Genomic DNA, 13,739 nt, shown 5'->3' with positions numbered 1-13,739 from the left:
CCGATGCACCGGACGCCCGTGACGAGAGCATTCGGTGGGCAACCGATAACGTGTTCCGCATGAACGAACAGCAGGCCGGTGACTCGCTACCGAACGCGGAGCACCATGAGGGCGCGTTCCGGCCGATGACCGAGCTGATGAACGCGCACGACGACGGCACCATCGACATCACCCGGGGTGGGCCGCACTACGGGGAGTTCGTCGAGCAGGTGCGCGGACTGATGGATCGCGCGCGGCTCGCCTGCCCGTCGGACGAGCAGGCCCTGGAAACGATCGGCATTCTCAAGCAGCTGAACGACAAGCTGGACGCCGCGATCGTCGACGAATGGTCCACGCCGACCTGGACCCGCCACGATCTGCCTGCCCGCGGCAACATCACGCTGCCGCCGTTCGTCGTCGATCACGCCGACCGCGAGGGCGTCGACGCGCGCATCACCTTCCGCACCTTCCACCTCGGCGGCAACAATGCCGCACATGGTGGTCAGATCGCGATCGGCTTCGACGACTTGCTCGGCTTGGCCGCCGCCGTGCACGCGGGCGCGGTGACCAGGACCGCCTCGCTCACCGTCGACTACCGCTCCATCACTCCGCTGAATACGGAGCTGAAAGTGCACGCTTGGGCCGAGCGCCAAGAGGGCCGCAAGGTCTACGTCCGCGCCACCCTGCACGACGGGGAGCGCCTCTGCGCCGAAGCGCACGGCTTGTTCATCGTCCTCAAACCCGGCCAGCCGTAGCGCCGAGCGGATGCGGCGTGCGCCCTCGAAATTGCGCACGCTGCATCCATGCACGAGATGCTCTGCTAGCCAAACTATTCCGAATTCGGGGCCCGTGGGACGACAGTTGCCGCCCACGGGCCCGAAAACTGCGCACCGTGCAAGCATGCACGAAACGCCTTGCCTGACTTACTCTCCGGCCAACGATCAACGCCCCGGGAAATGCGCCTCCCGATACGCCGCGAACCGTTCATCGACTTCGTCGGCGGTGAGACCGAAGTCGGCAAGCGTGTAGCGGTGCGCGGGACGTGCCGCCCCGGAAGTGCTTTCGGCGTGCAGCGCCGCCATCGCCGCGGTCGCATCCTCGGTCAGCGGCAGGTCGAAGTGCCGGTAGATCGAGGCAACAGTGCCGATCGGATCGGCGACGAAGTCGTCGTAGTCGACATCGCAGAACTGGGCGGCGTTGTGCTGCTTGCGGTCTGCCAAAAAACGATCGGCGCCACGCGCCCACAGGTCCAGCTGAGTCGCGCCGACCACCGAACCGCGGAACTTGTCGGACCAGCCCGCCGACGCCTGCTCGTTGAGACTGCACACCGAGGCGATGATGGTTCGCGGATCGCGATGCATCTGAATGACGAGCGCGTCCGGATACACCTCGAAAATGGCATCGAGTGCGAACAAGTGGCTGGGGTTCTTCAGCACCCAGCGGCGCCCGGCGTCCGGCAGGCCGATCAGCTGCAGGTTGCGCCGATGCCTGCGGTAGGCCGGAGTCCAGTCCTGCTCGCGCAGCCACTCCGAGTAGGTGGGCAGGTAGCCCAGGCACTCGTAGGACACCGACATGGCCGACTGCCGCAGCAACTGCCAGCACTCCTCCACCTGGTCGGCGGAGATGTGGTGCACGCCCATGAACTCCGGATGCTCCACGTGGTGCTGCTCGAACGCGGCCTCGATCCGCTGGTACACCGGATTGCTCGCCCACGTCTCGCGCGGCGGACGCGGCTGCGGCATCTCGGTGAGCCACATCTCCAGGCCCTGGTGCGCTGGGTCGGCGTTGAGCAGCCGATGCACCGCCGTCGTGCCGGACCGCGGCAGGCCGGTCACGAAGATCGGCCGCTCGATCGCCACGTCGGCGTGCTCCGGAAAGCGTTGCCACGCGGCCTCGCTGAGCAGCCGCGCGATCAGCGCGCCGCGCAGGAAGGCCCGGTTCACCTTGTTGCCGAACGGCGTCAGCTCCGCATCCTTGGCATAGGACTCGAGCAGCACCTCGAGCCCGGCGCGGTAGTCGTCGGCCCCGAAATCATCCAGCCCGACGACCTTGGTCGCCGACGCGTGCAGATCATCGATGGTCCCGACATCATCCCTACCGATCAACGTCATCTCCTCAATAATGGTGCTGGACAGCAGCACCCGGTCAGTGGTGGTATTCGCCGCCGTTGACATCCAGACAGGCCCCGGTGATCGCGCGCGCCATCGGCGAGGCGAAGAACACCACGGCGTCGGCGATCTCGTCGGGTTCGGGCAGCTTGCGCAGGTCGATGGTCTTCGCCGTCTCGGCGTAGACCGCCTCGGCGGTGCTGCCGCGCTGCTCGGCGAGGTAGTTGAAGTACCACTTCAGGTTGTCGGCCCAGATGTAGCCGGGGGCAATGGTGTTCACCCGGATGCCGCGCGGCCCGAGCTCGGTGGCCAGGCTCTGCGCCAGCGCGAGCAGGCTGGCCTTGGCCATCTTGTAGGGGCCGAAGGTACGCCGGGAATGCCGCAGCACCGCCGAGTTGATCATCACCACCGAGCCGTTGGTTTCGTCCAGCGCGGGGATGAACAGCCGCGTCAACCGCAGCGCCGCAAGCACATTGGTCTCGAATCCGGCGCGCACCTGGTCCAGGTCCACGTCGGCGAGGTCCACGATCGGCGGAATCGCGAAGGCATTGTTCACCAGGGTGTCCACCCGGCCGAACGCACTGTGCGCGGCCGCCACCAGATTCGCCGCGGCGGCTTCGTCGTTGATGTCGGTCGGCACGACGACCGCGCGCCTGCCGAGCTCGGTGATTTCCTTGGCCACCTCGGTGAGCCGCGATTCGGTCCTGGACGCGAGCACGACGTCGGCGCCCGCCTTCGCGCTCTGCACCGCGATGGCGCGACCGAGCCCGGGGCCGACCCCCGAGACCACAACAACCTTGTCCTGCAACAACATCAGCCGAGCATCCTCTCCGCGACGGCAGCCTGCCGTACTGCGATTCGTGCGCGCCATTGGTCCGGCGTGACGCGCGCCTGGTCGTAGAACGGCAGGCGCTGCGCGAGTTCGTCGACCGGCACCACCTCGACGGTCGGCCCGTCCTCGGGTTTCATGTCGCGCGCCAGCCGCTGCCAGCGGAACTGGAGATAGCCGCGGTCGTGCCCGGTGCGTTCGATCCAGTTCGCCAGTCCGGGGTTTCGCTCGCTGACCACCAGCCGGATCATCCCGTCGGGGTCCACGTGCGCCTGGTCGGCGGTGAGGCTGGTCTGGTGGTTGATGTAGTCCAGCGACAGGTACCACATGCTGCCGAGCTGGAAACCCTGATACGGCGCATCGGATTTCGGCACGGTGATGATCATTGCCTGATCGTCGGTCAGCTCGTAGTGGCCGGCCGAGGAGAACTGCGTGGTGAGACCGCCCGGCGTGGACCGGGGTTCGGTCATCGTGTTCACCGGCAGGTTCAGGTAGAACCACTCCGGGAAGGCCAGGAAGGTCTTGATCCGCGAGATCAGCATCTTGCCCGCGACGCCGTAGCGCTTGGTCAGCTGGTCTTTCGTCAGCGGCGGCGGTGCGTCACCGATGCCGTCGACCCGCGCGATCCGGATCGTGCCCGGCTTCTCGGCGGCCCAGTCGCTGTAGACCTCCCGGACCACCAGCATCGCCGAGTCGGCGGCGAGGTGCACATAGCCCGGCCGCGCTTCGCGGGGACCGAGGCGGAGTTCGTAGGAACCGTCCGCCCCGACCTCCAGGGCACGGTCGTCGAAGGCGGTGAGGCTGTCCGGCACATCCACCGGCGAGTAGTTCCCGTTCAGCACCTGGAAGCTCAAATCCCTGGTGGTGCCGCGCTTTCCGGTAACCACATACTCCGCGTCCGGGCGCAGATACGAGTGGTAGTAGAGCGTGTCCGGGTTGTCCAGGCCCATCTTCGTGTACGGCCCGGTGGACTGGACGAAGAACGGGAAGTCCCGCTCGTAGGCCCACGCCATCTGTAAGGCGGCGCGAATGCTGCCCGCCAGATAGTCGTAGCCCTCGACGAGGTCCTGCTCGGTGCGGATGTGCGCGGCTCCGGTGATGATCTGCTCGGCGGCGGCGATGGCATCCGCGAACGGCTGTGTCAGCAAAGGGTCTCCAGTGGATCGGGCGCGGTGTTCCAAATATGTACCGGTCTGGTACATTCCGTGTGAGGCAAGATTAGAACGTGTTCTAGGAGTGGTCAATGGTCGGCCGTAGGTCCGCACCCACGGTGCGGGTGGTGCAGGTACTGGATTTCCTCGTCGAGCAGCGCGGCGAGCGCTTCGGCCTGTCCGAGCTGGCGCGGGCGCTGGACCTGGCGAAACCGACCTGTCTCGGCATCCTCACCGAGCTCACCGCGGGCGGTTATCTGGTGCGCGACGCCGACACACTGACCTACGGCCTCGGGCCCGCGCTCATCGCCGCGGGCCGGGTCGCCCAGGACAGCTTCGCCATCTCCGCGCTCGCCCGCACCGAGCTGGAGCGACTCACCGCGCGATACCGCACCACCTGCACCGCATCCGCCGTGGTCGGCGAGCAGATCATGGTCCTGGAGAGCACCGGGCCGGGGATGGTCAAGGTGGGCGCGGCCTACCACTTCGCCCCGCCGGTCGGCCTGATGTACGTGCTGTGGGACACCGACGCGGCGTTCGACGCCTGGCTGGCCAAGCCCTCGACGGTGCCGTTGCAGCAGGACGAGGCGCGGCTGCGGCAGGTGGTCGCCGAATGCCGCGAGCGCGGTTATCTGGTGGAGAGCCTGACCGCGGCGGGCCGCAGGCTGTACTCCATGCTGGCCGGCTTCGCCGCCCACGATCTGCCCGATGAGCTGCGCGAACTGGTCGGCGAACTGGTCACCAGCCTCGGCGAGCGGGTGTACCTCGGCACCGATCTGCGGCCACGCAAGGAGCACCCGGTCAGCCTGCTCGCCGCACCGACCTACGGCGGCGACGGCAGGCAGAACATGGTGCTGACCATGTACGTCGGCGCGTCCATCACCGGTGCCGAAATCGACCGGCGCGGAACGGCTCTGGCCGCGGCGGCGGACGCCGTGACCGCCGCGTCGGGCGGGCGCAAACCCGCCCGCGGTCCCGGCGAGCTGTTGCCAACGACCGAAACGTGTTCTAGTTTTGCGGTGTGAGCCAGTACGCGAAGTCGACGGCGAGCACCTACGAGCTGCCCCATCTGGACGTGCTCGAGGCCGAGTCGGCACATATATTCCGTGAAGTAGCGGCAACTTTCGAGCGTCCGGTGTTGCTGTTCTCCGGCGGCAAGGACTCGGTGGTGATGCTGCACCTGGCGGCCAAGGCCTTCTGGCCGGCGCCGCTGCCATTCCCGGTACTGCACATCGATACCGGACACAACTTCGACGAGGTGATCGCCTTCCGCGACGCGACGGTCGCGCGATTCGGGCTGCGGCTGGTGGTCGGCAGCGTGCAGGACGACATCGACGCGGGCCGGGCGGTCGAGGAGACCGGACCACGCGCCTCCCGTAACCGATTGCAGACCACCACGCTGCTGCGGTCGATCCAGGAGGGCGGCTTCGACGCGGTCTTCGGTGGCGCGCGCCGCGACGAGGAGAAGGCCCGGGCCAAGGAGCGGGTGTTCAGCTTCCGCGACGAGTACGGCCAGTGGGATCCGCGCAGCCAGCGCCCAGAACTGTGGAACCTCTACAACGGCAAACACCGTGCGGGCGAGCATATTCGGGTGTTCCCGCTGTCCAACTGGACCGAGCTCGACATCTGGACCTACATCGCCGCCGAGGGCATCGACCTGCCGCCGCTCTACTACGCGCACCGCCGCCCGGTGGTACAGCGCGACGGAATGCTGTTGGCGCACACCCGCTTCCTGCAACTGCTCGACGGCGAGCAGCCGCACGAGACCACGGTGCGCTTCCGCACGGTCGGCGACGCCACCTGCACCGGCTGCGTGGAGTCGACCGCAGCCACCCCCGCTGAGGTGGTCACCGAGGTGGCCGCGGCCCGGGTCACCGAACGCGGCGCCACCCGCGCCGACGATCGAATCTCCGAGGCGGGCATGGAAGATCGCAAACGAGAGGGCTACTTCTGATGACCGCAACACTGCTGCGTCTCGCCACCGCGGGCAGCGTCGACGACGGCAAATCGACGCTCATCGGCCGGCTGCTCTTCGACTCCAAGACGATCTTCACCGACCAGCTCGCCGCCGTGGAGCGGACCAGCCGCGACCGCGGCGACGACTACCCGAACCTGGCCCTGCTCACCGACGGGCTGCGCGCCGAGCGCGAACAGGGCATCACCATCGACGTGGCCCATCGTTACTTCGCCACGCCCCGGCGCAAATTCATCATCGCCGACACCCCCGGCCACATCCAGTACACCAGGAACATGGTGACCGGCGCGTCCACCGCCGACCTCGCGCTGATCCTGGTCGACGCCCGCAAGGGCGTGGTGGAGCAGACCCGCAGGCACGCGTTCCTGGCCAGCCTGCTCGGCATTCCACACCTGGTGCTGTGCGTCAACAAGATGGATCTGGTGGACTGGTCGCAGGCCCGGTTCGAGGAGATCCGTACCGAATTCGCCCAGTTCGCCTCGAAACTCGACATCTTCGACCTGACCTTCGTACCGATGTCGGCGCTGGACGGCGAGAACATCGTGCACCGCGGCGCGAGCATGCCGTGGTACGAGGGCACTCCCCTGCTGCATCACCTCGAAGAGGTGCACATCGCCTCCGACCGCAATCTCATCGACGCGCGGTTCCCGGTGCAGTACGTAACCCGCAGTCACGCACAGGATTTCCGTGGATATGCGGGCACGGTGGCGGGTGGTGTGTTCAAGCCCGGCGACGAGGTCGCGGTGCTGCCTTCGGGTTTCACCACCACTGTCGAGGCCATCTGGGGTCCGGGCGGCAAGCCCGTCACGGAAGCCTTTCCGCCGCAAGCGGTGACCATGCAGCTGGCCGACCACCTCGACGTGTCCCGCGGCGACATGATCTGCCGGCCGAACAACCGCCCCACCGCGGGTCGCGATCTCGACGCGATGGTCTGCTGGTTCGCCGACGAGTCGCAGCTGACCCCCGGCGCGACCTACACCATCCGGCACACCACGCGCACCGCCACCGTCGAGGTGCGCACGCTGGACTACCGGCTCGACGTCAACACCCTGCACCGTGACGAGCAAGCGGAGTCGTTGTCGCTCAACGAGATAGGCCGCGTCCAGCTGCGCACCCGGCAGCCGCTGCTCTTCGATCCGTATCGGCGTAATCGGTTCACCGGCAGCTTCATCCTGGTCGACGACACCACCAACAACACCGTCGGCGCGGGCATGATCACCGGCCCGAGCCTGCCGTCGTCGCGGGTGGTCTGGCATTCCACCGCGGTCGGCCGGGACGAGCGGGCGACCCGTGGCCTCACCGTGTGGCTGACCGGCCTGTCCGGTTCGGGAAAGTCCACCGTCGCAGTGGAACTCGAACGCCGACTGGTCGCGGCGGGCCGCCCCGCCTTCCTGCTCGACGGGGACAACCTGCGGCACGGACTGAATGCCGATCTCGGCTTCAGCGCCGCCGACCGGGTCGAGAACGTGCGCCGGGTCGGTGAGGTGGCCAGGCTATTCGCCGAAGCCGGTGTGGTCGCGGTGGTTTCGTTGATCAGCCCGTATCGCGCCGATCGGGACCGCGTCCGTGCGACACACCTGGCGGCAGGCATCCCGTTCGTGGAGGTCTTCGTCGACACGCCCTTGGAGATCTGCGAAGCCCGCGACCCGAAGGGCATGTACGCCAAGGCCCGTGCGGGCGAGATCCGCGGCTTCACCGGCATCGACGACCCTTACGAGTCCCCCACCGAGGCGGAACTGGTGCTGCGTCCCGACGACGGTGATCCGGCGGCCATGGCGGCCACCGTTCTCGCCCGGCTGTCGGGTCTCGACTGAACGAACACTCGGTAACGAGGAAGGGGCAGGCAGCGGATCGCTGCCTGCCCCTTCGCCATTCGTGCTTCAGCTCAGCGAGCGGAAGAACTCCCGGATATCACCGGTGAGCAGGTCGGGCACCTCGAGGGCCGGGAAATGGCCGCCGGAGTAGAACTCCGACCAGTGCGTGATGTTGTGCGCCTTCTCGGCGAAACGGCGGATGGCGTAGTCGCCGTCCTTGAATACCGCCACGCCCGTCGGCACGCTGCCCTTCGGTGCGGGGGCGAACATGCTCGTGTCGTGGAACCGCTCATAGTAGAAATTGGCTACGCTGCGTGCGGTCTCGGTGAACCAGTAGATGCTGACGTTGGCCAGGATGCGATCCTTGGCGATCGCCTGCTCGGGCAGTTCGTGCGACTGGTCGACCCACTCCTTGTACTTCTCCACGATCCAGCCGAGCTGCCCGGCCGGAGAATCCGCCACCAGTTGCGCGATGGTGTTCGGGCGGGAGCCCTTCAGGTTCATGTAGGCCGCACCGTCGTCCTGGAACTGCTTCATCCGGCCCAGCCGCTGCCGTTCCGCCTCGGTCAGCGCGGCCATATCGCCCGGATCACCGCTCGGAAAGGTGACCAATGCGTTGACGTGTACGCCGAGCACATGGTCGGCGTCCACCCGGCCGAGCCGCGGTGCGATGAACGCGCCGTGGTCGCCGCCCTGCACGCCGTACCGATCGTAGCCGAGCCGCGCCATCAGTTCGGCCAGTGCGCCGGCGACGCGGTCGTCGTGCCAGCCCGCCTCGGTGACCGGGCCGGAGAACCCGTATCCCGGCAGCGACGGAATGACCAGTTCGAAGGCGGGTGCGTCGGGCGCACCGTGCGCCTTCGGGTCGGTGAGCGGGCCGATCACGTCGAGGAAGTCGACCACCGAGCTGGGCCAGCCGTGCAGCAGGAGCAGCGGGGTCGCGTCGGCCTCGGCCGAGCGGATGTGCAGGAAATGCACGTTCTGCCCATCGATAGTGGTGGTGAACTGCGGGTGCTTGTTCAGTTCCGCCTCGATGGCGCGCCAGTCGAACTCCGCCGCCCAGTAGCCGGCCAGGTCCTTCAGGTAGTCGGTCGGCACGCCGCGCTCCCACCCGGTGCCGGGCAGGTCGTCGGTCCAGCGGGTGCGGGCCAGCCGGTCGTGCAGATCGTCGAGGGCGGCCTGCGGGATCTCGATGCGGAAGGGGCTGATCTCGGTGCTTGTCATGCCATTAATACTTCGGGTAACGAGGGGGCCTGCGAATCACAAGAATTCGTTATTTCGGTGGGGACAAAGGTCTTTACGGGGTTGGCACAAACCGCGCGGTCCGGGCATGATCGCGGAGTGGTGAGCCTTCCCGTCTGCGGTGCCTTCGTCGGGCGGGCCGCGGAAGTATCGGCACTGCTGGCGGCCGCCGAGGATCCGGCGGTGCACACCGTGCTGATCGCCGGGGAAGGCGGGCTCGGCAAGTCCCGGTTGGTTGCCGAGTTCACGTCGCGGCTCAGCGCGGACACGGTGGTGTTCACCGGGCGGTGTCCCGAATTCGGCAATGGTGTGCCGTATGCGCCGTTCGTATCGGTGCTGCGCACGCTGGTGCGGCAGCTCGGGGTGGATCGGCTGGCCACCTTGCTTCCGGTGACCCGGCCGGCATTGGCGCGGTGGCTGCCCGAACTGGCGGCGCACACCGGGTCGGCCGACGGGGAGGCCGATCGGATTCAGTTGTTCGGCGAGATTCTCACCGTGCTCGAGCAGCTCGCGGTGGCCCGGCCGGTGGTCGTCGTGCTGGAAGACCTGCACTGGGCCGATGATTCGAGTCGGGAACTGCTGGCGTTCCTGGTGGCCAATTCCGCACAGCGTGATCTGCTGCTGGTCGGTACATATCGACCCGCGGATTCAGCGGAGACGCGCAGGCTGATCGCGGGGCTGCGGCGGGATCCTGGTGTGCGGCTGGTCGTTCCGGAGCCGCTGACCCGGCACGAGGTGGGCAGGCAGCTCGCCGCGCTGCTCGGTCATGAACCCGAACCGGGGACGATCGCACGAATCTACGCGCGCAGCAAAGGGATTCCGTTGTTCGTCGAGGCGCTCAGCACGTCGCCCGAGGACACGCCCGCCGATCTGTCGGAGTTGTTGCTCGGCTATCAGGCCGGGCTGCCGCCGGAGACGCAGGCGCTGCTGCGGCTTGCCGCGGTTGCGGGGTCGCCGGTGCGGCACACGTTGCTCGAGTCGGCCACCGAATTCGACCAGGATGCCTTGCATCGCGCGCTTCGTCAGCTGATCGATCAGCAGATCCTCACTGCGGACGACACCGGGTACGAGTTCCGGCACGTCCTGATTCGCGACGCCGTCTACGACCATCTGCTGCCCGCAGAACGGAAACGCCTGCACGCCAGGCTTTCCCAAGCCCTTACCAGCGATCCTGAAACATCGAGCACCGCCGCACTGGCCTATCACGCGCATGCCGCCGGTGAGTTGCCGCTAGCACTGGACGCCTCGTGGAGTGCGGCCGGGGAAAGCGCTGGCGCGCATACTGAACGGCTGCACCATCTCGATCGAGTGCTCGAACTCTGGGACAGGGTGCCGGGTGCCGCCGGACGCATCGCCGTCGACCGGCTCCAAGTGCTCGAACAGGTCGTCGAGACCTGCTATCGCGGTGACATCGTCGAACGCGGCATCGCGGCCGCTGACGAAGCGCTACTGCTGGTGGATACCGACAGCGCACCGGAGCGTGCCGCCCGGCTGTTCTACTGCCGGGCCACCCTGAAGAACCACAGCAGCAAGGGATGTGACGACGATCTGCTGCGCGCCTTGGCATTGCTGCCCGTGCATCCGCCGATCCTGCTGCGCGGTGAGGTGCTGGCCGAGCTCGTAATCGCCCAGGTCTTCAGCGGCGACACGGCCGAGGCCGAACGCAACGCGCTGGCCGCCACCGAGGTGGCCGAACAGCTCGGCGCCATGCACCTGACCGCCCGCGCTTACGCCTACCTCGGGCTCGCCACCGCCCAATCCACCAGCGCCACCGCCCGATCCGACGGCACTGCCGCAGAACCCGGCAGCGCCACCGGCCGAACCGTCAGCAACGGTCAACCCGGTAGTGACACCGCGCAACGCGATAACACCCTTGCCCAACAGGACAGCGCCATCGCCTGTTTCGAGAAGGCCCACGCCGCAGCCACGGCCGCAGCGGACCCGCAGACACTGATCGCCGTGGTGCTGTGGGAATCGGCGGTGCTCGTCGCGGCGGGGGACTACGCGGCGGCGATCGCGGCGATTCAGCAGGGCCTGCGGGCTGCCCACGAAACCTTCCGCTTCGCCGAGGCCAGCCCTATCCTGCTGGTCAAATGGGCGCAGGCGCTGACCGCGCTCGGCCGCTGGCCGGAAGCGCTCACCCTCATCGATGAATCCCTGACCGACCAACTGCCGCCGCTCAGTAAGGCGGCTCTGCTGCTCTCGCACGCCAGAATTGTGCTGGCGCAAGGTGATTCGACCGCAGCCGACACCAGCGCGAATACCGCCGCCGGCCTGTTGAGCGACGGACCGTGGGCCCGGCAGTACCAAATCCAGCTGCGCACCGTGCAATGCGCGAACGCACTCGCCATCGGCCAACCACAGCGCGCGGCCGACATTGCCGTGGAGACGCTGTCCGCCGACGATCTCGCCGCACACCATCATGAGGCGTGGCCACTGCTCGCCCTCGCGGCCCGAATAGATGAACTACCACTAGATCTCGACTCGATCGCCGATTCCTTGCCGGTCATCACCGCCGTCGACGCCGCCCATCGCGCCGACCGCACCGCCGCATGGCCCGAAGCCGTATCAGCCTGGCGGGCATTGAACCAGCCCTACGAACTAGCCCGCAGCCTCCTTGGCGCCGCCGAAACCGAACTAGCGGAAGGCAACCGGCCCACGGCGAAAGAAGCCCTGCGTGAAGCCGCCACTATCGCCACTGATCTCGGCGCCACTCCCCTGCTCGCGACGGTCCGTGAGATAGCCGACCGAGCCGGACTCACCCTGACCGACCAGTCGACCGAACCGTCGACCGCAAGCCCGTCGACCTTCGGCCTCACCCCGCGCGAACTCGACGTCCTACGCCTGGTCACCAAGGGATTGAGCAACCGTCAGATCGCCGCCGAACTCTTCATCAGCGGCAACACCGCGGGCGTGCACGTCTCCCGCATCCTCACCAAACTGGGCGTCGCCACCCGCACCGAAGCGGCCGCCGCCGCCCACACGCACCAGTTGGTGGCGAACGAGCGCTGACGAGCGGTTATTTCGCGTGCGCCGCGAAGAACTCCCACAGCAGATCGGTCGCGTTCACCCCGGCGTCCGGCTCGGACAGCGTGCCCTGCGCCGCGCCTGCCCACCCGTGACCCATCTCGGGGATCCGGTAGACCTGGACCTCGCTGCCGTCGCCGCACCTGGCAGTCGTGCGGGTGATCCCCTTGTCCAAGGGGGTGGCCGGTTCCGCGGGCGCGCACGCAAGGCGCTGCTGCCACCGCGTGATTCCGCTTTCGAACTGGTCGTTGTAGCGATCACGGCCACCGAGGAAGGTGATCACCGAAACCGGTACGGCAGGCTTGTAGGACTCCTCCTCGGCCTTCGCGCCGATGAAGCCGCCGCTGACCGGAGCGATGGCGGCAAAGGTGCCGGGTAGTTCCACCGCGAGCTTGAAAGACATGTCGCCACCATTGGACATACCGGTGGCGTAGACGCGCTTCGGATCGGCCTTCCACTCGGCGACCATCGCGGCGACGACCGTCCGGATGAAGCCCACGTCGTCTTCCGTACCGCAGCAGATCAAGGCGTTGTACGCGCGGGAATACCCCTCCGGATAGACGACGAGGAAGTTCTCCTTGTCCGCCTTGGCATTCAAGCCGGAGGTGGTGGCGATCTGCGCCGCGTCACCCGGGTAGGAATGCATGGCAACGACCAGCGGCAAAGCGGCGCTCTCCTGATAACGCGGCGGCGTATGCACCACGTAAGTCCGCTGCTTACCACCGAATTCGAGGCGGATGGTCCGATCCTGATCGGTACTGCCCGTGGTGCTGAGCGGAGTCGACGGTGGCGGCTGAGCAGTCGGTGTGTCCTCCGGCGCGGACGAGTCCGAGCACGCCGACATGCTGAGCACACAAACAACACTGGCGATGGCGGCAAAGCCACGAAGCCGACCCATCGAATCACTATGACACCGAAGACGGTTCCGCGAGGCGACTCGCCGTCAGGTTCCGGCACGTATTATCGCGTACAGGGCGTCGGCCGTTCGGCGACAGAAGGTTTCGGCGCCGTCGAGGCCGTGCGTGACGCCGCGGGTAAGGGTACGCGCGACAAGAATCTCGAAAACTAGGTCGGTGGTGGCGGATTCGTCGGCGCCCTCGGGGATGGCGGGCGCGATCCGGTCGGCGAGGGCTTTACGGGCGGGAAGATCGGCGCGATCGTGTAGTGCGCGGTAGCGGGCGGGGTCGTGGTGATAGGCCGACATCAGCCCGGGCACGGCGGCGCGCGTGGCGGGCTCGGCGACCCGCTCGAGAAATACGCGGGCCCAGGCGATCAGGTCGGCGTGCAGGTCCTCGGTTGCCGCTGGCAGCCACAGGTTTTCGGAGCCGAAGACCGCGTCCTCGATCAACGCCTCCTTGCCCGGCCAGCGGCGGTAGATGGGCGCGGTGCCGACGCCGGCGCGACGGGCGACCGCGGCGATGGTGACGTCCTGGTAGCCGACCTCGGCGAGCAGCGCGCGGGTGGCGTCGAGCACCGCGTGGTCGATCTGGCTGTCGCGCGGGCGGCCCGCGGCGGAGCGGGCGGGGTCGGTGGACGTCACACGGCGAAGCGTACCGGGCGAGAATCGGCAAAACAAATACGTTGCGAGGCGCAACGTATTATATTGACCGGCAT

The 13,739-nt window shown here is 67.5% G+C and carries 11 protein-coding genes; 5 read left to right on the top strand and 6 right to left on the bottom strand.

Features of this window, described 5'->3' with window-relative positions; all coding sequences use genetic code 11:
* Positions 1-59 precede the first annotated feature (59 nt).
* Positions 60-734, top strand: coding sequence for a PaaI family thioesterase (locus DBO33_RS19305; RefSeq protein ID WP_107660406.1), 675 nt, complete (start codon positions 60-62; stop codon positions 732-734).
* A 186-nt stretch (positions 735-920) separates the two neighbouring features.
* On the opposite strand, the gene DBO33_RS19300 is transcribed toward DBO33_RS19305, so the two are convergent.
* The 3 genes from DBO33_RS19300 to DBO33_RS19290 are packed head-to-tail and all read right to left on the bottom strand — an operon-like array spanning position 921 to position 4,064.
* Positions 921-2,084 (bottom strand): sulfotransferase family protein, encoded by a 1,164-nt coding sequence (locus tag DBO33_RS19300; RefSeq protein ID WP_407670619.1) that lies wholly within the window; start codon positions 2,082-2,084, stop codon positions 921-923.
* Between the two features lie 40 nt (positions 2,085-2,124).
* A complete protein-coding gene (locus DBO33_RS19295) occupies positions 2,125-2,901 on the bottom strand; it encodes an SDR family oxidoreductase (RefSeq protein WP_107656293.1) in 777 nt (258 codons plus the stop codon).
* Positions 2,901-4,064: a hypothetical protein gene (locus DBO33_RS19290; RefSeq protein WP_107656292.1), complete on the bottom strand. Its 1,164-nt coding sequence runs from the start codon at positions 4,062-4,064 to the stop codon at positions 2,901-2,903. The genes DBO33_RS19295 and DBO33_RS19290 overlap by 1 nt, the downstream gene beginning before the upstream one ends.
* Before the next feature lie 95 nt (positions 4,065-4,159).
* Here DBO33_RS19290 and DBO33_RS19285 point away from each other — a divergent pair, with 95 nt between their 5' ends.
* Genes DBO33_RS19285 through cysC form a run of 3 tightly spaced genes read left to right on the top strand, consistent with a single transcriptional unit; the run spans position 4,160 to position 7,856 of the window.
* Positions 4,160-5,092 carry a helix-turn-helix domain-containing protein gene (locus tag DBO33_RS19285; protein ID WP_107656291.1) on the top strand — a complete coding sequence of 311 codons (933 nt, stop codon included), beginning with the start codon at positions 4,160-4,162 and terminating at the stop codon, positions 5,090-5,092.
* Positions 5,089-6,021, top strand: coding sequence for a sulfate adenylyltransferase subunit CysD (gene cysD, locus DBO33_RS19280; protein ID WP_107656290.1), 933 nt, complete (start codon positions 5,089-5,091; stop codon positions 6,019-6,021). Before DBO33_RS19285 ends, cysD begins: the two co-directional genes overlap by 4 nt.
* Positions 6,021-7,856: an adenylyl-sulfate kinase gene (gene cysC / locus DBO33_RS19275; protein WP_107656289.1), complete on the top strand. Its 1,836-nt coding sequence runs from the start codon at positions 6,021-6,023 to the stop codon at positions 7,854-7,856. The genes cysD and cysC overlap by 1 nt, the downstream gene beginning before the upstream one ends.
* Positions 7,857-7,922: 66 nt before the next feature.
* Here the strand turns inward: cysC and DBO33_RS19270 are convergent, their stop codons facing one another.
* Positions 7,923-9,080 (bottom strand): epoxide hydrolase family protein, encoded by a 1,158-nt coding sequence (locus DBO33_RS19270; protein ID WP_107660404.1) that lies wholly within the window; start codon positions 9,078-9,080, stop codon positions 7,923-7,925.
* Between the two features lie 117 nt (positions 9,081-9,197).
* On the opposite strand from DBO33_RS19270, the gene DBO33_RS19265 reads away from it, so the two are divergent.
* Positions 9,198-12,110, top strand: coding sequence for a helix-turn-helix transcriptional regulator (locus DBO33_RS19265; RefSeq protein WP_159080366.1), 2,913 nt, complete (start codon positions 9,198-9,200; stop codon positions 12,108-12,110).
* A 7-nt stretch (positions 12,111-12,117) separates the two neighbouring features.
* On the opposite strand, the gene DBO33_RS19260 is transcribed toward DBO33_RS19265, so the two are convergent.
* Together DBO33_RS19260 and DBO33_RS19255 are read right to left on the bottom strand one after the other, a co-directional pair.
* The gene (locus tag DBO33_RS19260; protein ID WP_234390919.1) at positions 12,118-13,023 is read right to left on the bottom strand and encodes an extracellular catalytic domain type 1 short-chain-length polyhydroxyalkanoate depolymerase; all 906 of its coding nucleotides are present in this window, start codon (positions 13,021-13,023) and stop codon (positions 12,118-12,120) included.
* A gap of 45 nt (positions 13,024-13,068) precedes the next feature.
* The gene (locus DBO33_RS19255; protein WP_234390918.1) at positions 13,069-13,665 is read right to left on the bottom strand and encodes a TetR/AcrR family transcriptional regulator; all 597 of its coding nucleotides are present in this window, start codon (positions 13,663-13,665) and stop codon (positions 13,069-13,071) included.
* Positions 13,666-13,739 lie beyond the last annotated feature (74 nt).

The organism is Nocardia suismassiliense (assembly GCF_900269665.1).
GTDB classification, from domain to species: Bacteria; Actinomycetota; Actinomycetes; order Mycobacteriales; family Mycobacteriaceae; genus Nocardia; species Nocardia suismassiliense.
Note: the sequence above shows the minus strand (reverse complement) of the source record. Positions and strands in the feature narration are given on the sequence as shown.